Below are 26809 nucleotides of genomic sequence, written 5' to 3' on the forward strand. Positions count from 1 at the left end.
TTTTCTTAATTTTCTTCCACCTGGTTTGAGAGCATCATCTGTGTTAAATATGCGATTTCTGATTGCGGTATTACGATATCATACTCAATTTCTACGTTTTCCATCATTTGTTGTGTAATTTGCATTTCCACCATATGATTTTTGGCAAATTCATTTAAATCTGGGAATTCCCGGTCGACAGCGCCTAATTTCACGCGTTCGATGAGGAAAGCTAAGTGTAGAATCATACCAATGTCCACACCTGACTCAAGTATAACATTAAGTTGCAATTGCAATTCTGAAATTACTTTTCGTAAAAAGTAAACCAGTTGTTCAGCAGAGCTTACTGCTTGTAAATTTCCTTCTAATGAAGCGATTAATTTTTCGTAAGGTACTTCATCATTTAATATTCTAGAAACAATCCCTAACCCACCTTCTGATAGAACTTCCAGTGCGCTAAAGAATGGGATATCGCGATATTCAAAGGCTACTGATCCCATGATGGCTAGAATATTATATTCTTCCATGAGTTGATCGATTCGCTCCCGAAAAGCTTCTTTATGCAAGAATTGTAATACAATAATTTCAATTTTTGTTTCATCAATAATTGGTGCTACGACTTTACGCAACTGTTCGGCTACTCCTTCTCCAGTAAAACAAGTGAAGATAACCGCATTTTTCACAGGTTTAGCGCGTAAGACATGTGCTTTATATTTATTTTCAAATAATTGCTCACAGCTTTGATAAATATCTTCTAAACCACGACCAAGTGAAGCTTTCCGCATCGCTTCCAGTACAACTGGTGTACTTACCATCGTAACGGTTTTTGTACGGATTCCCAGTTCTTCGGTCAGCATGTTGCCGAAAGAAGTGAGGGAACCCATATCAGAAAGGATTAGAACGCCTTTGACAGGATTTAACTTAATGACCGTTTGTTTTAATTTTTCATACATCGCTTTTACTTCAACAGTGAGCGGCATATCAAGAGCAATCCCGCTTTCAATGCTCAGTAATTCCTGTACCGTCTCCACCATACTCGTAGCAGTTGAACGGCCATGCATCATCACAATAACTTCGACTTGATTTTCTTGAGAAAGTGACGTATCTACTACTTCCTCTGTCAGGAACATCGTTAAAAACCCAATTTCGTCAAAAGGAATTTCAATGCTTAATTCTTGTTCAATCAGTGCGGATAAATCAATAGCTACTTGGAACTCTTTTGGATATTTTTTGCGAATATTATTTAAATCAGGATGAATGATATGCTTTTGTTCCCGTACTCGTTCGATGGTACTTTGTAAATGTAAAGAAAAAGCAAATTTCATTTTTTCGTTGTATTTGCGATTTAGTTTTTCTTCTGCCATGGCATATACTTTTTCTGTTAATTCCCAAACAGCAGGCGCAATAATTTCTTTGGCAGTTTGGTGGGTTGGTAACTGGACCATGTAGTTGTGGAAATATTGATCTACATCAACATAAAGTGCTTCTTCTAACTCGCTTTGGTCCTTCCCTTCTTTCATTAATTGATCTGCTTTTTCTTGGATGGCATGGTAAACATCATGAACATCTTCTGTTTCAACAAATTCATCACTCGTATCAACAAATTTAAAAATGGCTTTGTTCACGTCAATCAAACGATTTAATTTTTCTGGTTCGTCTTTTAAGTGGAGTAAACCTTTTTGAACGTGGATAGGCAAGTCATCTTGTTCGATTAATATATAATTAGCCGTTTTGGTTTTATAATGTAAAAATGCTTTGGCACAGGCTAGTTTTAAGTCTCTTTGCAATTGACCGACGTTCGCACTTGCATGATAAAGTAAAAAAGCAATCAGCGCTTTTCTGTGTACACGTATGGATTGGTGAAGTCTTGTAGCTTCTTGGTTCAAGAAAAACTCCACTAATTGATAACGCTCTTCCAGATTTCTTTCTGCAAGGGATGGTAAGGTAATTGTCATCGGAATACGTCTTGTGAATGTTTCTAATAAAAAATTATCTGGTGATTCTGTTGTCGCTCCAATAATTTGGACTTGTGCATGGTGGACATTCGCGCTTTCACCTAGTGGACGAAATTCCCCTTTATCAATAAAAGTAAAGAGCATTTCTTGACCTTCTGGAGGCAAGCGGTGGATTTCATCAAGGAATAAAATCCCGCCATCTGCTTTTTTTAGCAAACCTTCGCGCGTTTCTTCTGCCCCTGTATATGCTCCTTTAATTACCCCAAAAATGTGACCAAATAAAAGTTGTGGATTTTGTGCATAGTCGGCACAGTTAAACGAAACAAACGGCGCATCGGCCGGGATAGTTTCCGATTCTTTCGCAAATTGATACATACATTCAGCAAAGAGTGATTTCCCTGTACCCGTCCGTCCTAGAATTAAGCTGTGCAGCCCGTTTGGCGGGTATAGAATGGCGGCTTTGGCTTGTTGAATACTTACTTTTAAACTATCTTCTGAACCTATCAATCTTCCAAAAGCAGACTCTTGTATATTTCCCGCATGTTGGCTAGCTCTTTCCGCTTTTTTAATGGCTTGATAAAATACCGGTTTCCCAGGAAGTTTGTCTATTCTTTTCTCTTTAAAAAGATCATTTAGATAACGACTAGCGTTTGCTCTGTCCATTTGAAGCAATTCTGCGACATCTGCAGCAGATACTTTTTCTTCTTTTTCGTTTAGAAGTTGGAGGACTTCTTCTTTTCTACTAGACATCTACTCTACTCCTTTTTGAAACTCTATGTTTCCATTATACCTTTTTAAACAGCATCCTCGCAACGATAAAAATTAACTAAAAAAAGCGCGAATGCTTTCCTATCTATCAAGAGAGAAAAACATTCGGCGCATCTTAAGATCTTTTGAAATTATTTGGTTTTTTGTTAAATTTATTTGGTTTATTATTACGTGTCGGTTTAGACGCGTTAGTTGGTTTATCTTTACGTTTCCCAGCAGTTTCCGTTGGTTTGTCTTTACGGAATGGTTTCTTCACGTCATCTTTTTTACCTTTTTGAACTTGTTTTGGTGGTCTAGATGCTTTTTTGGCAATTTTGTTTTCTGGAACAGCGCCGTCAAGAAGCTTCCCTTGATAAAAGCGAACCTGCTTCCCTTTTAAGTTGTGGATAGTTAAATATTGTTTTAATGTTCTTATTTCACGTGGGTTAGCGAAAGTAATAACCGTACCTGATTTACCCATTCGTCCAGTCCGTCCAGAACGGTGCGTGTACTCTTTTTCACTTGCTGCTAAGTCATAGTGAATCACGTAAGGTAAATCTTCTATGTCTAGCCCACGAGCCGCTACATCTGTCACGATTAAATAAGTCAACGTGCCTTTTTTAAAGTCGTCCAGATATTTTTTGCGTTTTTCTTTGCGAATTTCGCCGTGAATTCCAGCTGCTTTTACTTTATCGTAATGAAGTTTTTCTAGCAAAATTTCCATTCGTGGTTTGTCTTTTACGAAAACTAAGCCGCGCATGTCTTTAATATGCGAAATACGGCGCAGTAAAGTAGCTTTATCACGTGATTCCACATCCATGTATAGGTGTTCCACATTCGTTAATTCTTCTGGTTTTGCTGTTACCTCTAGCATTACTGGTGTGTTTTCTGTTTGTGCAAAAAACATGTCCGGATTTTCTAGTTTTGTCGCGGATACAAGTGTCAATTGGCGATCGCGAACAGCACTTTCAACAATCTCAAGTGTGCTTTTAAAATTTTCTTGGCGAAGTAATTGGTCGCATTCGTCCAACGTAATCGTTTTAATTTCATGCATTTTAATTTTCTTTTGTTTGATTAGTTCAAGTGCACGCCCTGGAGAGGCTACGATAATTTGTGGTTTTTTCTTTAATTTTTCGATTTGGCGTTTGACATTGGCTCCTCCGATTAAAGAGATTACTGTGAGTTCATCACTTGGCAACCACGAACGAATTACTTCCGTGATTTGCATAACTAATTCATGTGATGGCGCTAAAACAAGCCATTGTGTTTTTGGAATTGCCTCTATTTTTTCAAGGGTTGGCAGTGCATAAGCCACCGTTTTCCCCGTTCCAGTTGGTGATACTGCAAGTACATCTGCACCGTCTTTGATTGGTTGGTACATTGCGCTTTGAATTTCTGTTGGCGTTTCATAACCATGTTCTTGCCATTTTTCCGCCCAAAAGCTTGGGATATTTGATTCTGTCATGACCCGACTCCTTTATTAGTTCTTCTCTGTATCATACCATGCTTACTGCAAGTCTGCACTTTTATTTAGAATTTTTGTTGCTAGAAAAAAGTAAACAAGAGCCATCAAAAGATTAAAACCCATCTGGATAAAATTAAAATGAACACTTGAAAAAAGGGAATAATAAAAATGGATTTCTGAGCTACTTTTAGATAAAAAATTTGTTCCGATGGATACTTGAATTGCATTAATTAGTACAAAGTAGATTAATGCGCCAATAAAACCAACACGGAAACCATTGACTGGCACCATACTCAAAGCTGTTGCTAGAAAAAGGATACAGACGAAAGAAAAAGTATTAAGTCCTATCGCTAAAAAAGTGTCAAAAATGATAGTTAGTCCTACTGAAAAAGAAATCTCCGCGCCACCTATTATCGCCAAGCTAATTATAATCACAATAACCCCCGCCGTTAGAATAGCCGTTTCGATTAAGACGATGATTAATTTATTCAATAGTATTTTCCAAATAGGTGTTTCTGTTTGAAAAAACAAATAGCGGTTTTCGTCGTAAATTCCAGATCGAGCTGCTGCCATAAATAAAAGCAACCAAATAAGTAACCAACTGGCACCAACGAAGCCTATTAAAGCTATGAAAACACCATCGCCAGACCCGAATACAACTCCGTCTATGTCTGACTCCATCACAAGCGGCTCTAATAAGCCATTTCCTAATTTAGAAAAAAGTCCAATTAGTAAACAAATCAGCCAACCAACAAAAGTAGCAAAAAATATGTAACGATGTGCGTTCCATTCTAATTTCCAGTGTGCTTTAAGCATGCCCAAATACCTCCCGATAGTAATCCACCACTGATTTCCCATATTCTTCCCGAAGTGTTTCTGTGTCTATTTGTTCGATTATTTTACCCCGTTTCAAAAAGATAATTTCATCAAACATCATTTCCATATCTTGAATTAAGTGCGTTGTGACAACAAGTGTTGCATCTTCTTTAAGAAAAGTCGCGATGCTTTTAATTAGGTCATCACGTGAAATCAAATCAATTTCTGAAAATGGTTCATCCAGCAAATAAAGGTCTACATCTCGGCATAAAATAAGGGCCAACATTACTTTTGCAGCATTGCCCTTGGATAAATATTTGGTGTTTTCTTTTACGTTGATTCCAAATGTATGGATCATTTGTTTTGCTTTTTCATGGTCAAAATCCGGAAAAAAGCTACGATAAATTTGAAAATAGTCGCGGATAACCATATTAGGTAAAATATCTTCACTCGGTAAATAGGCTATTCTGCTGTGCTCAGCTAGGTTTATTGTCCCAGATGTTGGTTTAAGTAGACCTGAAATTGCATTTAACAAAGTTGTTTTTCCCGCGCCATTAGGACCAAGAAGCCCGATGATCTTGCCTTTTTGAAGAGATAAGTTAATATCATTTAACGGTTTTCTTTTTCGATATTTTTTCGTTAATCCCGTAATTGTAATCAGGTTTTCATTCATAGTTGCGGCTCCTTTTTATTAGTAATTCAATTGCTGCTTGGTCATCTAAACCGATGCTCCTCGCTTCTTCCAAAAAGCGTTCTGAAATTTCATCAGCTAACTCTTTTTTTAATTGGTCGAAAAGTGCTTTGTCGGAAGTGACGAATGATCCCATCCCTCGTTTTGCATAAATATAACCCGCTCGTTCTAATTCTTGATAAGCACGGCTAACGGTATTAGGATTTACTGCAAGCTTTACGCCCATTTCCCGAACAGAAGGCAACTTATCCTCCCCTTTCCATTCACCTGTAATCATTTGTTTTTTCATCCAGTCAGAGATTTGACTATAGATTGGTTTATCTGCATGAAAGGTCGGATTCATTATTACCTCCTTTTTAAACGAAACTAGTGTATTAAGTAAATAGTACACTTGGATTTCATTTATTGTCAAGCACAAAAAAACTAGGAATCAGCATGGTAGCCTTTTCCTAGCTCTTCAAAATTATTTTTCTGCGTCAAACCAAATGTCATTTTGGTGACGAAGTTCGTTGGAGACACGTAATACTTTCAAGCTTAGGTCTGCTAAGTATTCATATGTATCTCGGTCGCTTTGTTCGATAATTCTAGCAAACTCTGCTGCTTCAAATTGCATATCATTGGCTACAACTGGACCAGCAAGCTCTGTTTCTTCTTTTGTTGCGTTGTCGTAAAAAGTAATCTTTTCAATTCCAGTAAGTGGATCGACAATTAGTGTTCCTTTTTGACCATAAATTTCGCTTGGCAGGAAGGACTGTGAGTTTTTCCCTTGAATGATAGTAATATTGAATGTTGGGTATTCGAGAATTATTGGTCCAAGTCCGTCTACACCAGTTGGTAATTTAGTGGCAAAATAAGTTGCTTTTATGGGTTCACCGAATAGTGTAATCGCTGAATATAATGGATATACACCTAAGTCAACGATGGATCCGCCAGAAAATTTCAAGGAGAAGATGTTTGGTTCTTCACCGTTTAAAACTTGATCGTATCTGGAAGAATACTTCATATACGCTAGTGTTGCACCGTGAATAGTACCTACTTTTTCGATGTTTTCTTGTAGGCGTTTGAAGTTTGGCTCTTGAATGTGGCGCGCTGCTTCAAATAAAAAGACATTGTTTTCGCGAGCAATTTGATGCGCATGCTCTAATTCGGCTACGGTAGAAAAAATCGGTTTTTCTACGATAACATGTTTTTTATTTTTCAGTAAGCTAACCGCATGTTGATAATGGAGCGCATTAGGAGAAGCAATGTAGACCGCATCAAGTGCATCTGATTTGCCCATTTCTTCTATATCCGTGAAATAAGTCAAGTCCCCATATTTTTCTCCAAATGCGCGTGCTTTTTCTTCTGTGCGCGAATATACCGCAGTAAGATTCCATTCACCTGAATTAATAGCACCTTCAATAAAAGAATCCGTAATCCAGTTCGTTCCCATAATTCCAAGTTTCATTAGCCAACAGCTCCCTTCATTTTATCTTAAGTATACCTTAAAATAAGGAAAAAAGCGTACTAATTGTTTGAAACAGATGGCCCACTGATTCTAGTAGTATAGATTATTTCGTTTTCAGCTTTTCCACCTTCAAGGAGTTCCACTAGTTTATCTGCGGCAACTGCGCCCCATTTGTACTTCGAGTATTCGATAGTAGCAAGACGTGGAACCAAATACTCACTTATATCCGTATTATCAAAGCCAATAATTCGTACGTCTTTGCCGATTTCCAAATCTGTCCCTGCAAAATAACGATACATCCCAATAGCCATGTTATCATTTAGGGCAAATACAGAAACAGGCGCCTTCCAGTTTTCCGTGATAATGGCTGCTGCTTTTTCGCCACTTTCTTCGGAAAAGTCTCCTTCAATAATATGCACCTTTTTGTCACCTGACCGAGCGAGTTCTTGTTTCGCGGTTTCGAGCCTGACTCTTGCATCATAAGAATCTTCTGGACCGGTAATGACATAGAAATCACCTTTAAAATTAGTAGATAAATAATCAATTGCTAGCGTTGCGCCGCCTTTATTATCTAGAAGGACTTGGCTCACGTTCTCATGGGTAAGTTCGCGGTCAAGCACCACTAATTTATGACCACGATTAGCATAATTAATGATTTCGCTAGACGGGAAATTCGCATCTAAAATAATAGCGCCATCAATCATTTTCTCGGGTAAAAATCGGTGTGTTTTCGTGCCACTGCAAGCGATGAGTTCATATCCATGTTTATATAGCGTTTGCGTTAAACCTTCCAGTAAAGTCCCGTAAAAAATCCCGCCGTAATTCGTTAAATAGACGCCGATAATTTTTGTTTCTCTTGTTTTTAACGTTCGTGCTGCCATATTGGGAATATAATTCAATTCATTTGCGATGGTCATAATTCGTTTTCGCGTTTTTTCGGTCACTTTCGGGCTGCCATTAAGCGCGTAGGATACTGTTGAAATGGAAACCCCTGCCTTTTTCGCGATATCTTTAATTCCTACCACGTGAATCGCATCCTTTTCTGTTTTCTTTTATTATACACAAAACAACCTTAGAGACGGTTATTTTTTGAAAATTTAATCGTGATTTGTGAACATTTTGTCGTTAAATTCTTTTTCGGTAAAACGAGTGCGCCAGTTCGGTACAAATTCGCTTCATTTTCAACTGGTTGTTTTTCACCATTCACGACAATAGAACCCTCATCCGCACTTTCGAAAGTAAGATCAAGCGGATAATTATCTAGTTCAATATGACATTCTAATCCATCTAATTCTTCAGGTAAAATTGGATCAAAAATAAGCGCATCTTCCGTTTGGCGAATACCAAGAACAGAACTTATTAATTGATGTAAATAGATTCCTGGGCCACTAGAATAAATCCGCCAGCCGCCTTTCACAGGAATACTACCTTCTTTTACACGACTAAACTCATTTTGCGCCTGATAGCGATCTAAAAACGCTGCATCAGAACTACTGAAATAAGTATTACTTTGACGAAGTGCCGCATTTGGGACAACTTCTTTTATGTTGATTGGATTAATAACATCCAGCATATGCCAAGCGGATTTATCGCCAATTTTTGCTAAAGCTTCAATATAACGAATATGCGCGTGCACATATTGCAAACCGACTTCTCGACCAAAATTGGCTGCTTGCTCTGCCCGTTTAAAATGAGTACTTACACCACCAGCATAATGCGCTGGCTCACTCATTAATCTTACGCCATCAGGATGAAGTAGATGCTCACCAATAATTTCAAAATTGCGACTGGCTTGCTTTTTATCGACTAATTCAGAAATTACACTTCTCGTCAGTGGTATTAAGCGATATTTAATATTCGTATCTTTGTCTTCTGGGTGAATCATCCATACAGGTGCTTTTCCTTCTTCTAAATATAGGAAACCTGGAATAACATCAGTATCATTTGTCATATATTTCGCAAAGTCCGCTTGAACATTGTTTGCTAATGTTTCGTATTTCTCACCTACTGGCAAAAATGCAGCTAAACGTTTAAATGTTTGATATGTTAGCGCGACCGTCCAGCTGGACACCATGTTTTTCTTCAGCTGGGCATTAGCTGGTTGAAGTGTGTCATCCCAGTCACCATCGCCGTAATTAGAAAGAGCCGTTCCTTTCATAAAGCGGGCTTCAATCGTTTCTACTGCAAGTTCGATGTGTTCAAGAAGAGTTCCTTGCTCTTTCGTAAAGGTTTTCGATTCGCGATCAACAAAAGGAATAGCTTCTTCTAAAATCCCTGTATCCCCGCTCATTTCCATGTAATCACCAATAATTTTCAGAGGCCAAACAATAACATCGCCATGGCTTTCTTCTTGCTGAATCGATGTATATTTATCAAACATAAACCATTGTGGCCAATCACCAGTATCTTGATATTGATGAGAAAAAATCGTCAACACTAGCTTACGTAAAACAGCTTTATTGCCTGTTGCAAGGAAAAATTCAAATGGACCTTGGCTCACATCACGCGTACCCCAGGCCGCCCCGCTGTACTGTTCTAACCCATGTGGTGAAGCATAGTGAACTAACATTTGGTGCGCGTACCAATAAACCGTTAAGTTCAGTTTCTCCGCTGTTGTACTTTGATGATTTAAATGGAACTGGGCAGTTAATTCGTCATAGCTAGCGCGAATTACTTTGTTGTTTGCTTCTAACTCCTCCGTTGGTTCAAAAAATTCATCAGTGAGTTTTGCTTGAACGTGGAAAGTCGCTTTATCACTTGGTTCAAAAACAAACACATCCAAACCTGCTGTTCCAACATATTCTTTCGCAAAATAACGTTCGTCAGTCAGTTCATTATAAGTTCCATCTACGCGGAATTGAAGCGCCGGATAGGTTTCTAAAATCGGCGAGTCATCTGCAGGGAAATAAGTGACGATTCCGTCTTTAATTTCTTTTTTCACGGTAGTATCGTATTCATTTGTTCCCATAGTTACTTGATTCGTTAAGACTAATTTATATGAGTGCCCTTTTTCCGAATGAACGGTGACGAATGCCTCTTTACTTTCAGCAGTTAATGTCGTTTGTACCGTGATTAAGTCGTCGTTCCACTGATAATACCAAGTCGAGTAATTCGTACTAGTTTCCCAGACAGATGGTACGCCGAGTAGTCGAAGTTCGGAATCTAATTCGATATAAATTCTTAATCCACTTGTTTGAAGAATATTAAGCGGATTGCGCGCATGGCTATTCCATTTGTTCATATTCGTATTTCCAGCAACTAATTGTGATAAAAATGCCCCATACATATACGTTGTTGCCGAAAGTGTCGCTTCTGGGTTTAAAACATCCACTTTATCAAGCAAAATACTACCATGTGGGCGTTCTAATTCTGCTTCTTTTTCACGCATCACAACATGGGCATAATTTGGTGTGAAAAAGGAAAGTAGGTTGCCGTTTTGTTGCTCTTCTTGAATCCGGTCTGGGAAGTTCTCTTGAAGCCAGTTGTCAGGAATTGTTTCACCGATAATCGGTGTTCCTATGTGTTTGTTTAGTGTAGCTTTAGTACTTGTTTGGTAAGATTGCCCTGAAATATTACTTTTTAGTTCCGCTAAATTTTCGATTGGTGCTCCAGATGCTTTTGGTTGATTTTCTGTTGCATACCCGTAAAAGCTTGTTTCACCGTGATTAGTAAATAGCTCTGTTTGTAAGAATATTTGAGCGAATTCATATTGGTAGACTCGGTTTGGCAATGATTTTTCCTTAAGGTTCGCTAGTTCGCTAGTCAGTTTATAATTTGTTCCATAAATATCAAAACCATCTGTTGCATACCCAACAATTTTCGTTAATGCTCCAATTTGAACTGCTGGGAAACGCTCACTTTGTGGTTGATTTTGGCGGGCTTGAACCGTGAAACCAGTCGCGCCTTCTGTCACATGATAATCAATATATTGCGACATATAAGCTTCATTTGTTCTCACTGCTGCTTGTTCTGCAAGCCCCAAGTCTTGTAAGTAAACAAAATCAAACTCAAGATCCCCATCCACTGAGACATCATAAAACCAACCGCGCGTATGAAAATGCATTTGCACACTATAACGAAACGGTCCAACTACACCGCGATACTCCACGCCATTTTCGTTAAAACCAACTTCCGCATCTCTGCTAAGTAGTGGATAAATTTCTATTTTATCTCCTAAATGCGCGCGTACATATATTTGCGACAAGCGGTTTTCTAATGGATTTTGAATCACTTGATTTAACATAATATCTTTCCATTTTAACCAAGCAAGCTCTCCGCTCGGATAAAATGCGGCTGATAAATCCGCTTTTTTAATTTCTTTTAACATTGTCACACATATCCACCCACTTCCACTTCAAAAACGTCTACATCTTCACTACTAGTCCCAACAAAAACTCGGTGAAGTCCCGGTTCCTGCACTTTTTCAAGCTGCTGGTTATAGAATGAAAATGCCTCGCTTGTTAATTCAAATCTAACTGTTTTTTCTTCGCCAGCTTGAAGCGCTACTTTTTCAAAAGCTTTTAATTCTTTGACTGGTCGTGAAATGCTCGCTGTCACATCTTGTAAATAAACTTGGATTACTTCTTTTCCAGCAATATCACTAATGTTTTTAATGGTTACTTCCACATGTAGTGATTCACCTAGATTTAGTTCTTTCGGAAGACTGCTTGTTTTTAACTCGAATTCGCTATAGCTTTTTCCGTAACCAAATGGATAAAATGGTTCATTTGGAATATCAAGATAATGCGACACATAGCGTTCGCCTTTATTTTCCGGTGTTTGTGGTCGTCCAGTGCGTAAATGATTATAATAAACCGGAATTTGACCAGTTGTTTGCGGGAATGACATGGATAATTTCCCCGAAGGATTACTTGCACCACTTAATAAATCTGCAGTGACACGGCCTGCTTCTGTCCCTGGGAACCATAATTCAAGAAGAGCATCACTAGATTCTGCTAACTCTTTCACTTCGAGCGGTCTACCATTAAATAATGTAATAACAACTGGTTTTCCTAATGTTTGGACGAATTTCGCTAATTCATATTGTGCTTCCGGCAAGCGTATAGTAGCAAGACTTCCTGCTTCCCCGCCCCATTCATTTTTTTCACCTAGGGCAAGCACGACAACATCCATGTTCTCTACTGCCGCTTTCACTGCCACTTTGTCTTCTTCCGACAATTCAGTGTACTCCGTTGAAACGACTTCGACCGTTTCAAATACTTCACGCAAACCTGTTTCAACATTGATGCCATCTTTTTCTTCACCGTATACATTCCAACCACCGAGAATATCAGGCGACGTTGCAAGTGGACCAACCAAGGCAATTTTTGCTTCTTTAGCCAGTGGAAGTAATCGGTTTTTATTTTCTAATAACACAGCAGATTCAATACCTGCTGCCCGAGCTTTCCCGCGGCTATCATCGGTTAAAATATCTTTTGTGCGGTCGTTATTTTTTAATCCGCGATAGGGATCTTCAAATAGCCCTAAATCATTTTTTAAAGTTAACATCCGAAGTACTGCTTCATCTAAAAGGCTTTCGGATAATTTGCCTTCTTCAATTAAACCTTTTAATTCATGGATATAACAAGTCGTCATCATTTCTAAATCAACGCCTGCGTCCATCGAAAACTGTGCGGCTTCTTTAGGATTTCTGGCTGTTCCGTGATTAATTACTTCGGCAACAGCGCCCCAGTCAGAAATAAGTACACCGTCAAAACCCATTTCGTCTCGTAGAACATCTCGGTTAAGCCATTTGTTCATTGTTGCTGGAATCCCGTCTACCACGTTAAAAGCAGTCATGACTAATTTAGCTCCAGCTTGTATTGCGGCATTATAAGCTGGTAAATAATTTTGATAAAGTTCGCGCGTAGACATATTAACTGTGTTGTATTCCAGCCCAGCCTCCGCAGCCCCGTATGCCGCAAAATGTTTGACACATGCCGCCATTTGCTCCAAGTTTTCATGTAGTTTACTCGCATCGCCTTGGTAACCATCTACCATTGCCTTTCCAAGTTCACTATTTAAAAATGGATCCTCACCAGTTGATTCCATCACACGTCCCCACCGCGGGTCCCGTACTAAATCAAGCATTGGTGAAAAAGTGACATGATGCCCATCTGCCGTTGCTTCGAGCGCCGAAACTTCTGCCATCACTCGAACAGTCTCCCGGTCAAAAGAACAACCAAGTGCAAGCGGAATAGGAAATACCGTTTTATACCCGTGTATGACATCCGCCATAAAAACAAGCGGAATTCCTAATCGATTCGTTTTTAAATAAGCTTCCTGAATACCAATCATATCAAGCGCCGAGCTTGATCCAAGCACCGAACCCGCATTTTCCGTATGCGCATCCGTTAATTTCATTTCTTGAAGAAGCGGCCCTGTTAGTTCTGCATTTTTGTTTGTACCTTTAAAAAGAAAAGGGGAAAGTTGAAGACATTGAGCGATTTTTTCATCTAATGTCATTTGATTGACTAAATCCTGTACTTTTTCTTGTTTCATAGGAACCTCCTGAACACTTTTTTCGAAACGTTTCTATTCAAATATAACAACAGTATAAGCGCTTTCTTTTCTTTAGTCAACCAAAAACGACATTCACATGGTAAAACGCTCCTTTTTTTCTTTTTCTTCTATACTATCTCGTTTTCGTAAAAGTTTATCCAGAAAAAATTTATATCCACAAAACCATTGATATACAATGTTCAGACGCTATAAAGTAAAAATAAAATAGCAATTCACTTGAAACCGATTACATAATATACTATAATAACCTTGTCGAAACGTTTCTATGAAATATTGTGTATGTGAATTAATTTTCACAATTTGCTTCATCCCGTACGGCGCACTAGTTCCGTGCAACAGTTTTTATTCTTTAACAGCTTTTAGTTAATCAAGTTGCTTTGAAAAAAACAAAAAATGGAGGAAAAATCATGAAGAAAAAGATGTTTGTCGTTTTAGCTTTAGTGTTGTCGCTTAGTTTAGTATTAATGGCGTGTGGTGGGTCAAAGGATGATGCAAATTCCGGCGATTCTAAAGTATTAAATGTTTGGGCAATGGGTGATGAAGCCAAGTCACTAAAAGAACTCGCACAAAAATTCACGAAAGATACTGGCATTGAAGTTAAAGTTCAAGTTATTCCTTGGGCAAATGCACATGATAAATTACTTACAGCCGTTGCTTCTAAATCTGGCCCCGATGTAGTCCAAATGGGAACTACTTGGATGCCTGAATTTGTCGAAGCTGGCGCACTACTTGATATTACAAAAGATGTCGAAAAAAGTAAAAATATGAATTCTGATCTATTTTTCTCAGGTTCAGTAAAAACTACTCAATTTGACGGGAAAACTTACGGTGTTCCGTGGTATGCAGAAACTCGCGTATTATTCTACCGTACCGATTTACTGAAAAAAGTTGGTTATAATGAAGCTCCAAAAACATGGGATGAACTATCCGACGCTGCACTTAAACTTTCTAAACGTGGCAAAGATATGTACGGCTTTGCCATTGATCCAAACGAACAAACGACTGGTTTCATTTTCGGACGTCAAAACGGCTCCCCTCTTTTCGATAAAGATGGTCAACCAGTATTCAATAAAAAACCTTTCGTAGACACTGTTAGTTATTTAGATAGTTTCATTAAAAATGGTTCCGCTCCAGATACTGATCTTGGTTTAGATGCTTCTCAAAGCTTCGGCGGCGACGGTATTGTGCCAATGTTCATGAGTGGTCCTTGGATGGTTAATACACTGAAAGACACTGCCCCTGACATTGACGGAAAATGGGCTACTGCAGTATTACCTAAAAAAGAAAATAACGAATCAAGCCTTGGTGGCGCTAACCTTTCCATTTTCAAATATAGTGATAAGAAAGATGATGCTCTAAAATTCATGGACTACATGAGTCAACCTGATGTGCAATTATCTTGGTTAAAAGATACAAACTCCATGCCAGCTCGTATGGATGCTTGGGAAGATGATATGCTGAAAAATGACCCTTACTACAAAGTATTCGGCGAACAAATGAAAACAGCTGAACCAATGCCACTTATCCCACAATTTGAGGAAATCGCTCAATTATATGGAAAATCTTGGGAACAAATTTATCGTGGTGGTGCAGATGTACAAACACAAATGGATACTTTCAACGATCAAGTAGAAGCACTTCTTAAAAAATAACGAATAAAAAGGGCAAATGATTTATTCTGCCATTTGCCCTTTTAGAATGGACTGGATGTTATGAAACAATTTTTAAATAAAAACACACCCTATTTGTTTATATCGCCAGCACTGTTTTTACTTCTTCTGTTTTCCCTACTTCCGATTTTGCTTGCTTTTGTCATTAGTTTTACGGACATTGATTTAGTCGGGCTTGCCGATTACTCTAAAATTAACTTTGTTGGTGTGGACAATTACGTCAATATTATGCAAGACCCGGTATTTTTAAAATCTATTTTTAACACGCTTTTCTATGTAATTATTGGCGTTCCACTTGTTATCGTCTGCTCGCTTGGTATTGCGCTGATGATTAACTTCTCACAAGCGAAGATTTTCCAATTTTTCCGCTTAATCTTCTACACTCCTTCAATTACAAACGTTGTTGCTGTAGCTGTCGTTTGGAGTTACTTATATAATCCGCGCTTTGGTTTACTTAACTATTTGCTCTCGTTTTTAGACTTAGGACCAGTTCCATGGTTACAAGATCCTACTATTGCGAAATTATCACTGATTATCCTAGCTGTTTGGCGGGCAATCGGTGTAAATATGATTATTTTCTTAGCCGCACTACAAGGCATTCCACGTGAATATTATGAAGCAGCCTCCCTTGACGGCGCAAATAGCCGCCAACAATTATTTAAAATTACGGTTCCAATGCTTCGTTTCGCCATTTTCTTTGTAACAGTTACAACGATGATTGGTTGGTTGCAATTCTTCGAGGAGCCGTTCGTTATGACAGAAGGTGGACCACTTGATAGTACGAACTCTGTCGCCCTCTTTATCTATCAAAACGGTTTCCAATTAAGTAAATTTGGTTATGCCGCTGCTGGATCGTTCATCTTGTTTATCGCGATTATTATTATCACGATTATTCAATTCCGGATTCAGCGCAAAAATAATGATGGGGATATTTAAGAGAGGAGTGTTTATAAATGAATCAATATAGACAAAAATCGCGCGGCGCTCAAATTGCCGTAATTACAATTTTAACGGTTGGCGGATTCTTTATGATTTTACCGTTCATTTGGATGGTTCTCTCCTCTTTGAAAACGGATGCTGAAATTTTAAAAATCCCACCTACTATTTGGCCAGAAACTTTCACACTAGATAATTTCACCAAACTATTTACTGAAATGGACTTTGCTATTTACTTAAAAAATACGTTAATCATTGTGTTCTTCTCGTTTTTCGGTTTATTTTTAAATGCGATGGCGGGTTACGGCTTTGCTAAATTTAAATTTAAAGGGAAAAACAAGTTATTTTATCTTGTTCTTGCTACAATGATGATTCCAGGACAAGTAACAATGATTCCGGTTTACTTGCTGCTTAATGCGGCTGGATTAACGAATACGATGACAGGGATTGTGCTTCCAGGACTTGTTGGGGCATTCGGAATTTTCTTATTCCGTCAATTTATGTCCACCATATCCGATGATTTACTCGAAGCAGCAAGACTTGATGGCGCTAGTGAATTTTATATTTTCTGGCGGATAGTTATCCCTATTTCCCGCCCTGTGCTTGCGGTACAAGGTATTCTTACTTTCATCGCTGGTTGGAACTCGTTCTTATGGCCGTTAATCATTGCCAACGACGAAAAATTCTACACCCTATCAGTTGGCCTTCAATTATTAAAAGGTCAATATGGCAGCAACTACGCCTTACAAATGGCCGGAGCAACCTTCATGGTTATTCCAATTATCTTGATTTTCATGACATTCCAAAAGTACATTTTAAAAGGCTTCAACGTTTCTGGAATGAAATAATTAGTCAAAAAAGAGCTTACCCATTTAGGATAAGCTCTTTTTTATTATGGTAAAAATGTTTCACCCATCAAGTAAAAGTCTACTTCACGAGCTGCTTCTCGTCCTTCTGCAATCGCGGTTACAACTAAACTTTGACCGTGACGCGCATCTCCGCAAGCGAATACGCCCTCTTCGCTTGTGCGGTAAAATCCTTTAGCAGCATCTATCGTATGACGATCTGTTTTTCCTACACCAAAGTTTGTAAAAATATCTTCGGTTGTTCCTGCAAAACCAATCGCAATTAGAACCATATCTACTTCAAAGTATTTTTCGCTACCTTCTACAGGTGTATATTTTCTTTCTGCCTTATTTTCTTCTACTTCTACAGTATGCAGTCCAATAAGATTTCCTGCTTCATCTTTTTCAAAAGAAGTTGTATTAATAAGGTACTCACGTGGATCTCTTCCATACACTGCTTCCGCTTCTTCGTGCGCATAATCCATTTTGAAAACACGTGGATATTGCGGCCAAGGGTTTTCGCCATCACGCAATTCGGGTAGTTTATCTTGAATACCGAATTGATAAATACTTTTTGCCCCTTGTCTGAGCGCAGTTGCCACACAGTCAGCACCTGTATCTCCACCACCGATAATCACCACATTTTTACCTTTAGCAGAAAGTGTTTGTACCCCGCCGTTATCCAGATTATCACGCGTACTTTGCGATAAATACGGAACAGCGAAGTGAATCCCAACTGCATCACGTCCAGCAAGTGGGATATCGCGCGCATTCCCTGCTCCTGTCGCAAGAACGATAGAATCATACTCTTCTCGTAGTTCTGCAAAAGTAACATCTGTCCCTGCTGCAACACCTGTGACGAATTCGATTCCTTCTTCCGCCATCAAGTTCACTCGGCGCGTTACTTGTTCTTTCTCCAGTTTCATCGTTGGAATACCGTACATTAATAAGCCACCAATGCGATCACTTTTTTCAATGACCGTTACGCTATGGCCAGCTTTATTTAATTGATCGGCGCAAGCAAGTCCAGCCGGTCCTGACCCAATCACAGCAATTCGTTTACCGGTACGTTTTTTAGGAGGAGCCGGTTTAATCCAGCCTTCTTCAAAACCTCGGTCAATAATCGCTTTTTCGATGGATTTAATCCCTACAGCAGGTTCCGAAATTGCCACCGTACAGCCACCTTCACACGGTGCCGGACAAATACGACCAGTAAACTCTGGAAAATTATTTGTTTTTAAGAGTAGTTGTAAGGCTTCATACCAATCACCCCGATAAACGGCATCGTTCCACTCGGGAATTAAATTATGCAGCGGACAGCCTGAAACACCATTTTTAATTTCCATTCCTACACTACAAAACGGTACGCCACAATCCATGCAACGAGCGGCTTGTAATGTTAAATCTGCTACCGGCATTGGTAAACTATATTCGTTCCAGTCACGTGTCCGGCTTTTCGGATCACGTCCTGGAGAGGGAATTCGGTCATATTCCATAAATCCAGTTGCTTTTCCCATGGTTTCACTCCTCTCTATTTCGCCACTCCGGCAACTAATTTTCCGTCTTTATGTTCATAAAAAGCTTGTAATTCAGCTTCATCATGTGTTTTTCCAGTTTGTTCAAGCGTCGTGATTCTCGTCAGCATCATTTCATATTCATTTGGAATGACGAAAATAAAATTCGCTTTCTCTGCTTCCCAATTTTGCAGAATATCTTTAGCAAAATTGCTTCCTGTAAGGTTTGCGTGTTGTTCAATCAGCTGTTTTAATTTAGTTAATTCGGAAGTATTTAAAGTAGAACGGCTGTTTACGAGTTCATGATTGATTTTGGCTGTCGTCGCTTGTTTATTGTTTGTATAAAGATAAGCAACTCCACCAGACATTCCAGCCGCAAAGTTCTCACCAATTTCACCGAGAACAACTACTGCACCGCCTGTCATATATTCACAACCATTGTCACCGATGCCTTCCACAACAGCTGTCGCACCACTATTCCGAACAGCGAAACGTGCACCTGCTTTTCCGTGCATATAGGCATAACCACCAGTTGCACCGTAAAGCGTTACATTTCCGACAATCGCGGAATCATGCGGTTTAATAGGTGTTTTAGCATCTGGACTAACAATCAATTTGCCACCAGAAAGTCCTTTTCCGAAGTAATCATTGGCGTCACCGTGAATTCGGAGCGTCATGCCAAGTGGCGTATAAGCACCGAAGCTTTGTCCAGCTGAACCAACAAAATCAAGTGAAATGGTATCTTCCGGTAATCCTTCTGCACCATATTTTTTGCTAATAAAGGAGCCAGCAATCGTTCCAATCGCGCGGTCAACATTTCGTACAGCGAAAGTTCCAGTTACTTTTTCACCGTTTTCTAGTGCCGGCTGAATTAATGGCACAAGTTCGCGCATATCAAGCGTTTGGTCGATTTTGTGGTCTTGTTGTTTTGTGCAATATTGGACTTGGTTTTTATAAAAATCATCACTATAAAGCATATTCGAAAAGTCGATATATTTTGCTTTCCAATGTGCTTCTTTTTTCTCGTGAGTAGTTAAAAATTCTTTATGTCCAATGATTTCTGTTAAACTTCTAAAGCCAAGTTCCGCCATCATTTCGCGCATTTCAGCAACGATAAAATGGAAGAAGTTCACGACATAATCTGCCGAACCACTGAATTTTTTCCGCAGCTCAGGATTTTGTGTTGCTACACCTACTGGACATGTATCCAAGTGACAAACACGCATCATGACGCAACCAAGTGTTACGAGTGGTGCCGTTGCAAAACCAAATTCTTCCGCGCCGAGCATAGCGGCAACCAGAACGTCTTTTCCTGTCATTAGTTTGCCATCTGTTTCGACAACGACTTTGTTTCTAAGTCCATTTAGCAAGAGCGTTTGGTGTGTTTCAGCTAAGCCGATTTCCCACGGCACTCCCGCGTGACGGATACTTGTTCTTGCCGCCGCACCAGTTCCGCCTTCATAACCGCTTACTAAAATAACGTCGGCATTCCCCTTCGCTACGCCAGCAGCAATCGTACCAATACCAGTTTTCGAAACTAGTTTCACATTGATACGTGCATTTTGATTTGCATTTTTTAAATCGAAAATCAATTGAGACAAATCTTCAATCGAGTAAATATCATGATGTGGCGGTGGTGAAATCAATCCTACACCAGTTGTTGAACCACGCGTTTTCGAAATCCATGGATAGACTTTATTTCCAGGCAAGTGTCCACCTTCACCAGGTTTCGCTCCTTGAGCCATCTTGATTTGCAGTTCCTCTGCATTGACCAAGTAATGGCTTGTTACACCAAAACGACCAGATGCAATTTGTTTGATAGCACTTCTACGCCAATCGCCATTTTCGTCCGGGGTAAATCGGTTCGGGTTTTCGCCGCCTTCCCCACTATTACTTTTCCCGCCGATACGGTTCATTGCGATAGCAAGCGCTTCATGAGCTTCTTGACTAATCGAACCATAAGACATCGCGCCAGACTTAAATCGTTTAAAAATGGCTTCGGCCGGCTCTACTTCGTCCAGTGGAATCGGCTTGCGATCACTTGTAAAAGTGAGTAATCCTCTTAAAAAGGCATTATTTTGATTTTGCATTAAATCTGCATAAAGATTATACGTTTCACGGTCATTTTCTCGAGTAGCTTGTTGCAAAGAATGAATCGCTAGTGGATTGTAGACATGATATTCTCCGTTTGAGCGCCACTGATATTCCCCGCCTGTATTAAGCGTGAAACTCTGGTAGCCGATATCATGATAGGCTTCGCGATGACGGAGCCAAGCTTCTTGCGCGATAACTTCCAGTGGAATCCCGCCAATTTGCGAGGCTGTTCCCGGGAAATAATGTTTAATTACATCATCACCAATACCGATTGCTTCAAAAATCTGGGCACCACGGTAACTTTGCACTGTAGATATCCCCATTTTGGACATGATTTTTAGAATTCCATCTGTAATTGCTTCAATATAACGACTTTCCGCCTCATCAAGTGTAAATCCTTTCATCCGTCCTTCTTTAATCAAGCCGTCAAACGTATCGATAGCAAGACTTGGAAATACCGCGTCTGCCCCGTAACCAATTAAGAGCGCACATTGATGGACATCTCTCGCTTCCGCTGTTTTCACAACAATACTCACTTGTGTACGCGTCCCAGCTTTAACTAAATGATGATGTAATCCACTGACAGCTAAGAGAGAAGGAATGCCAATCCAATCCGCATTTACCCCATCATCTGATAAAATGAGCAATTCTGCCCCAGCTGCGATTTTTTCATCTGCTTCTACAAATAATGATTCTAAGCGAGCTTCTAAACCATCTCTTTCCTCTGCCTTAAATAAAATTGGTAAAGTGACAGTCGGTTGGGCAAATTTTGTTTGTTGCTCAAGTGCCGCAAATTCTTTTCGAGATAAAATTGGTGTTTTCAGGCGAATCCGGTTAGCATTTTGAGCAGTCGGATTTAGAATATTACCTTCATCACCAAGTAGTGTCATCGCAGAAGTTACCGTTTCTTCGCGAATCCCATCAATCGGAGGGTTGGTTACTTGCGCAAAAAGTTGTTTAAAGTAATTAAATAACACTTGTGGTCGTTGGCTTAAAACAGCAAGTGGTGCGTCATAACCCATTGCGCCCATTGGATCTTTTTTCTCTGTTACCATCGGAATCAAAATTTTATTTAACTCATCTTGAGTGTAACCAAATGCGCGTTGTTTTTTAAAACGTTCTGATTTATCCATTGCTTCATAATGTAAATCGGCTGTTGCTAAATCGGCAATTTCTGTCATTTCTGCTTCCAACCATTCACGGTACGGTTTTTCCGTTGTTAGTTCTTCTTTTAATTCAGCATCCGTCACAATTCGTCCTTCTTCTAAATCAATTAACAACATCGTTCCCGCGCCAACCGTTTCTTTGCGAATAATTTCACTCGAATCCACTGGCACAACACCCGTTTCCGAAGAATAAATAATCGTATGGTCTTTCGTTTCATAATAACGCGCCGGACGTAAGCCATTTCTATCCAAAATCGTCCCAATAACTCGACCATTCGTAAAGGAAATGGATGTCGGCCCATCCCACGGCTCCATTAATGTACTATGATATTCGTAAAAAGCACGTTTCGGATCCGTCATATGCGGATTTTTATCCCATGGTTCTGGAATAAGCATCATTGCCGCATGAGGTAACGAACGGCCTGCCTGCACTAAAAATTCTAAGGCATTATCCAAAGTAGCCGAATCACTACCACTTTCGTCAATAATTGGTAGCAATTTGGCTAAATCTTCTCCAAGTAAATCAGATTCTGCTCTTTTTTCCCGAGCTTTCATCCAGTTGACATTACCACGTTGCGTATTAATTTCACCGTTATGAATTAAATATCGATACGGATGCGCCCGCTCCCAACTAGGAAAAGTATTCGTCGAAAAACGAGAATGCACTAGCGCAAAAGCCGATACATATGCTGGATCTGCTAAATCTAAATAGTATTGATTAATTTGTTCTGGTAGTAACATTCCTTTAAAAATAACCGTTCTTGTGGATAAACTTGGAACGTAGAAAGTCTCTGTAATTTGCTTAGAAGTCGCAGCAAATTTTTCGATTTGCTTTCTAATTAAATAAAGTGCTCGTTCAAACCCAGCTTCGTCTAACTTGGCATTTTTTTGAATGAATAGCTGATAAATCGCTGGTTCTGTTTTTCTTGCACCGGCACCCACCTTTGTTACATCAGTTGGTAATTTGCGCCAACCAAGGAACGTTTGACCTTCACTCGCAATCAGTTTTTCCGTTTCGGCCATTAAACATTCGCGTTCTGTTTTATTTTGAGGGAAATTAAACATCCCAACCGCATAATGATATTTTTCAGGCAAATTAATACCTAGTTTGCTACACTCGCGTCGGAAGAAAGAGTCTGAAATCTCAAGTAAAATACCAGCGCCATCACCCGTATCCCCACCAACTTCTCCACCGCGGTGCTTTAATTGACAAAGCATATGAATACCTTGTTCGACAATTTTATGAGAAGAAATCTTTTTAATATTTGCTACGAAGCCAATTCCACAAGCATCGTGCTCATTTTCTGGGTTGTATAGGCCGTGTTTTTTTGGTAAATTAGTTTGTTTCATCCTAGTTCCTCCTCTTCAAAAACCGAATCCTTCTAAGTCTTTCTGGTAATTATTTAAATTAACTGATAATTAACCAGCGATTCAGCTTACCTTACATTTCTTGTAGTATCTATTTTATTCCTTTTCATTTATCGAAACAATATATATAATAGAATAAAACAATCTCATTTCGAGAACAATTGGAGGTAAGAAATGGAACTACGACAATTAAAGTATTTTATGGAAGTAGCCCGTGTCGAGCATATGACCAAAGCTAGTGAGAATTTACACGTAGCCCAATCTGCCGTTAGTAGACAGATAACGAAACTCGAAGAAGAACTCGGCGTACATTTATTTGACCGTGTTGGAAGAAATATGCAACTCACCAGCGTTGGTCAAGATTTCTTAAAACAAGCAGCAATCGCCTTAAATGAACTACAAAAAGCCGAAGCACTCGTGACCGAATATACCGATCCCGCAAAAGGAACTGTTCGCGTCGGCTTACCGAACTCCCTGTCTACCAAAGTGTTGCCATCCGTTATTTCGACCTTTCGGGAAAAATATCCGCAAATTACCTACCAGTTTATGGAAGGCACCAATGAAGAACTTACCGAGATGCTCTTAAGCGGCGTCCTTGATATGACTTTTTTATCGCCCGTCCCAGAATCTAGCGAACAAATTGAAGCCATTCGTTTTTTTGATGAAAAATTGAAGCTAATTGTCCCTAAAACCCATCCACTTGCTGAAAACTTCACCGTTTCACTAAAAGAGCTCGCTTCCGAAAAGTTCGTACTTTATCCAGAAGACTTTGATTTATATAAAATCGTAACAAAAGCTGCCAATAAAAAAGGATTTGAGCCACAAATAGCATTTCAAAGTAGAGATTTTTATACAATTCAAGGACTTGTCGGAGCAGGTCTTGGTATTAGCATTTTGCCAGAAATGATTTTAGATGGAGCGATTTTTAAGGAAACGAAAAGTATCGCTTTGCGTGATAAAGAATTGCGGCGTTCGGTCGGGATTATTACGACAAAAAAACGGAACCTATCCCCTTCCGAGAATTTGTTCCGTTCGTTTATTATTTCGTTCTTTTCGAATTAATTATTTTCAGAAAATGCAGCTGGATAATGGATAGTTCCAGCTAAATTTTCTAAACTACCATCATATAATTCTAATAACATAAAGTATTCAGCAGGCACATCAAATGGCGCAGGAATAGCAAACTGCTCAGAAGGAATAAAGCCAAATCGCGGATAATAATCAGCATGTCCAAGCACAGCAATGGCCGGATATGCTTTTTCGCGTGATAAACGGATTCCTTCTTCCATTAATCTCGAGCCAACTCGCGTCCCTTGATACGCAGGTAAAACAGCAAGTGGCGCAAGTGCTAAAATAAATCTGCTTCGTCCGGCTGCTTCAAGCGAAATCTCACTAAACATAATGTACCCAACAATAAGTCCATCCTCCGCTTCTGCGACAAGGGATAAACCTGGTTGATAATAATCGGAAGTCCGGATACTTTCAATCAAGTCTGCTTCCACAGTACCCTTAAAAGCTTCCTCATTCACACGACGAATGGCCTCGTAATCTTGTGGTTGTTCTTTCCGAATAATCATTTTTACTTAGCCACTCGTTTCATTGCCATACTATCTTCTAACTGTTTCATCGCATTTAATACTACATCAGCTGTCATTTCACCGGGCATCATATGGATTGTTTCATGTGGCTCCGTTGCACGTTTAGATACGGCCACAAGCGTTTCTTCCGCAAGTGTCGCAAGTCCCATATCATATAAACTCATCGGAAGACCGAGCTCAGAATAAAATGGCAACAAACGCTCGATTTCATCCCATCTATTTTCTATTACTAATTGAACTAAAATACCATAAGCTACTTTATTACCATGCAATAAGTGATGTGTTTCTGGAACCATCGTTAGCGCGTCATGAATCGAATGCGCTCCTGCACAACGTCCATAATCATCGCCAAAACCACCGACCATTCCACCAACTAAAATATTCGTCTCAATAATTTTAACAAACCCTTCATTCAATACTTGTTTGTCCATGGCAGCAAGTGCTTCTTCGCTATATTGCAACAAGTTATCACGGCACATTTTGGCAGCAAAATGCGCGATTTCAATTTCGACTGATTTAGTTGGTAAGGAATTAATAATCACGTCTGCTTCGTACCATTTGGCTAGCGTATCGCCAATTCCAGCAACTAGTAACTCTTTCGGTGAGTCTAAAATCATTTCCGGATCAATTAATAACAGCGCATTACTACTCGCAAACACATCGTAACGAATCATAGCGCCCTCTTCGTCGTACATCACACTAAGTGGTGTATAAGCGGCACAAGTTGATGCAAGTGTCGGTAAGATAATGACTGGTAAACGTAGAACTGCTGCTGTCGCTTTACATACGTCAGCTATTTTTCCGCCACCTACTGCGATAATCGCATCCATCTTATTTGTTTCCATGATTGCCACCAGACGATCGCGCTCCTCGTAGGTAGAACCACCATTATATACTTCAAAAGTAGATGTAACAGTTGATAAAACAGGGAATTTCTTTTTAGCGACTTCCCAAGAAGCATTTCCACGAACTACTAATACATTTTTCAAACCGCGGCGTTCTAGGTGAGTAGGTAATGTATCCCACGCGCCTACTTGGCATAAATATTCTTGCGGAGCTCCGCGAACAATCAATTCTTTATTCAACAAAAATCATCCCTTCTGTCTGGCACGGTCGGATATTCGGCTGCGACATTTATAATTCAAATTGTATAGGAACTTAAACCTACTGTCAATCGCACTATTGCTTAGCGATTTCGTCATCACCGAACCATTTTTTACTAATTTCTTGCATTTTTCCTTCTTTGTATAATTTTTCAAAAGCTTCATTGATTTTTGTTTGCAGTTCTTTATCACTTTTGCGCATTCCTACAGCAAAATCTGTGGCATCAAAACCGCCTGTTATAATGTTGTAATCGTCTTTATTTTTTTGTTTATCAATGTAATAACGCGCGTACACTTCATCAATGATTAAACCATCGATTCGTTTGTTATTCAAATCAATAAAAGCTGTATCAAACGTATCGTATAATTCTGGTTCGTTATTATTTATAATGTCTGTTAGCACTTCTGGTTTTTTCGCCATGTCATCGATCGAACTTGCCCCATTTTGTGCTCCGAGCGTTTTATTCTTCATGTCGCTAAATTGATTAATATTGCTTGATTTTAAAGTGACTAATACTTGTTCATTTTTCATGTAAGGCTGACTAAAAGCGACTTGTTTTTTCCTCGCATCCGTCACAGTATATCCATTCCAAATTAAATCAATCGAGCCGTTTTTCAGTTCAGATTCTTTCATCGTCCAGTCAATCGGTGTGAATTTTGCTTTAATGCCATATTCTGCAAATACAGCTTTCGCCAAATCAATATCAAAGCCAACTAAGTTATCGTCTTTATCACGAAATCCCATCGGTACAAAACTATCATCTAAACCAATTACAACTTCTTTATCTTTTTTAATTCTACTCCACTGGTCCTCTTTAGATTCACCGCTGGAACAAGCTCCCAGCGCTAACATTACCATTAACATTACAGTTATTAATAATCCTTTTTTCATG

At 39.3% G+C, this 26809-nt stretch carries 18 protein-coding genes; 4 read left to right on the forward strand and 14 right to left on the reverse strand.

Annotation, left to right across the window (positions count from 1 at the left end; translation table 11 throughout):
• Positions 1 to 5: 5 nt before the first annotated feature.
• The 9 genes from GL301_RS08845 to GL301_RS08885 all read right to left on the reverse strand — a co-directional run bounded on the left by GL301_RS08845 (position 6) and on the right by GL301_RS08885 (position 13601).
• Entirely contained in the window at positions 6 to 2684 is a 2679-nt protein-coding gene (locus GL301_RS08845) for a sigma-54-dependent transcriptional regulator (protein WP_003728244.1), read from the reverse strand.
• A gap of 133 nt (positions 2685 to 2817) precedes the next feature.
• A complete protein-coding gene (locus GL301_RS08850) occupies positions 2818 to 4146 on the reverse strand; it encodes a DEAD/DEAH box helicase (RefSeq protein ID WP_003728243.1) in 1329 nt (442 codons plus the stop codon).
• Positions 4147 to 4188: 42 nt separating this feature from the next.
• A complete protein-coding gene (locus GL301_RS08855) occupies positions 4189 to 4962 on the reverse strand; it encodes a hypothetical protein (RefSeq protein WP_003734652.1) in 774 nt (257 codons plus the stop codon).
• Positions 4955 to 5635 (reverse strand): ABC transporter ATP-binding protein, encoded by a 681-nt coding sequence (locus tag GL301_RS08860; RefSeq protein ID WP_003734651.1) that lies wholly within the window; start codon positions 5633 to 5635, stop codon positions 4955 to 4957. The genes GL301_RS08855 and GL301_RS08860 overlap by 8 nt, the downstream gene beginning before the upstream one ends.
• On the reverse strand, positions 5628 to 5996 hold the full coding sequence (locus GL301_RS08865; RefSeq protein WP_003734650.1) for a GntR family transcriptional regulator: 369 nt from the start codon (positions 5994 to 5996) through the stop codon (positions 5628 to 5630). Before GL301_RS08865 ends, GL301_RS08860 begins: the two co-directional genes overlap by 8 nt.
• Positions 5997 to 6116: 120 nt before the next feature.
• On the reverse strand, positions 6117 to 7100 hold the full coding sequence (locus tag GL301_RS08870; protein WP_003726707.1) for a Gfo/Idh/MocA family protein: 984 nt from the start codon (positions 7098 to 7100) through the stop codon (positions 6117 to 6119).
• A 59-nt stretch (positions 7101 to 7159) separates the two neighbouring features.
• Complete coding sequence (locus tag GL301_RS08875) at positions 7160 to 8125, reverse strand: LacI family DNA-binding transcriptional regulator (RefSeq protein WP_003726708.1); 966 nt, start codon at positions 8123 to 8125, stop codon at positions 7160 to 7162.
• Positions 8126 to 8172: 47 nt separating this feature from the next.
• Entirely contained in the window at positions 8173 to 11433 is a 3261-nt protein-coding gene (locus GL301_RS08880) for a 1,2-beta-oligoglucan phosphorylase (RefSeq protein WP_274758636.1), read from the reverse strand.
• Positions 11430 to 13601, reverse strand: coding sequence for a glycoside hydrolase family 3 N-terminal domain-containing protein (locus GL301_RS08885; protein WP_003731089.1), 2172 nt, complete (start codon positions 13599 to 13601; stop codon positions 11430 to 11432). The genes GL301_RS08880 and GL301_RS08885 overlap by 4 nt, the downstream gene beginning before the upstream one ends.
• A gap of 428 nt (positions 13602 to 14029) precedes the next feature.
• On the opposite strand from GL301_RS08885, the gene GL301_RS08890 reads away from it, so the two are divergent.
• Genes GL301_RS08890 through GL301_RS08900 form a run of 3 tightly spaced genes read left to right on the forward strand, consistent with a single transcriptional unit; the run spans position 14030 to position 17076 of the window.
• Complete coding sequence (locus GL301_RS08890; RefSeq protein WP_274758637.1) at positions 14030 to 15274, forward strand: sugar ABC transporter substrate-binding protein; 1245 nt, start codon at positions 14030 to 14032, stop codon at positions 15272 to 15274.
• 60 nt (positions 15275 to 15334) lie between these two features.
• Positions 15335 to 16228 carry a carbohydrate ABC transporter permease gene (locus GL301_RS08895; RefSeq protein WP_003725512.1) on the forward strand — a complete coding sequence of 298 codons (894 nt, stop codon included), beginning with the start codon at positions 15335 to 15337 and terminating at the stop codon, positions 16226 to 16228.
• Positions 16229 to 16245: 17 nt separating this feature from the next.
• Positions 16246 to 17076, forward strand: coding sequence for a carbohydrate ABC transporter permease (locus GL301_RS08900; RefSeq protein WP_003722209.1), 831 nt, complete (start codon positions 16246 to 16248; stop codon positions 17074 to 17076).
• Between the two features lie 44 nt (positions 17077 to 17120).
• On the opposite strand, the gene GL301_RS08905 is transcribed toward GL301_RS08900, so the two are convergent.
• Together GL301_RS08905 and gltB are read right to left on the reverse strand one after the other, a co-directional pair.
• Positions 17121 to 18590 carry a glutamate synthase subunit beta gene (locus GL301_RS08905; RefSeq protein WP_010958937.1) on the reverse strand — a complete coding sequence of 490 codons (1470 nt, stop codon included), beginning with the start codon at positions 18588 to 18590 and terminating at the stop codon, positions 17121 to 17123.
• Between the two features lie 14 nt (positions 18591 to 18604).
• Positions 18605 to 23197, reverse strand: a complete 4593-nt coding sequence (gltB, locus tag GL301_RS08910) for a glutamate synthase large subunit (RefSeq protein WP_010958938.1) — start codon at positions 23195 to 23197, stop codon at positions 18605 to 18607.
• A 192-nt stretch (positions 23198 to 23389) separates the two neighbouring features.
• Here gltB and GL301_RS08915 point away from each other — a divergent pair, with 192 nt between their 5' ends.
• Entirely contained in the window at positions 23390 to 24277 is an 888-nt protein-coding gene (locus GL301_RS08915; RefSeq protein ID WP_003722212.1) for a glutamate biosynthesis transcriptional regulator GltC, read from the forward strand.
• Here GL301_RS08915 and GL301_RS08920 read toward each other — a convergent pair.
• The 3 genes from GL301_RS08920 to GL301_RS08930 all read right to left on the reverse strand — a co-directional run bounded on the left by GL301_RS08920 (position 24274) and on the right by GL301_RS08930 (position 26808).
• A complete protein-coding gene (locus tag GL301_RS08920; RefSeq protein ID WP_003725515.1) occupies positions 24274 to 24792 on the reverse strand; it encodes a GNAT family N-acetyltransferase in 519 nt (172 codons plus the stop codon). The genes GL301_RS08915 and GL301_RS08920 overlap by 4 nt on opposite strands.
• A 2-nt stretch (positions 24793 to 24794) precedes the next feature.
• Positions 24795 to 25901 (reverse strand): iron-containing alcohol dehydrogenase family protein, encoded by a 1107-nt coding sequence (locus GL301_RS08925; protein ID WP_077956338.1) that lies wholly within the window; start codon positions 25899 to 25901, stop codon positions 24795 to 24797.
• Positions 25902 to 25992: 91 nt separating this feature from the next.
• Positions 25993 to 26808 carry an amino acid ABC transporter substrate-binding protein gene (locus GL301_RS08930; RefSeq protein WP_003728238.1) on the reverse strand — a complete coding sequence of 272 codons (816 nt, stop codon included), beginning with the start codon at positions 26806 to 26808 and terminating at the stop codon, positions 25993 to 25995.
• Position 26809 lies beyond the last annotated feature (1 nt).

The organism is Listeria sp. LM90SB2, assembly GCF_028867355.1.
Classification (GTDB): Bacteria; Bacillota; Bacilli; order Lactobacillales; family Listeriaceae; genus Listeria; species Listeria monocytogenes_B.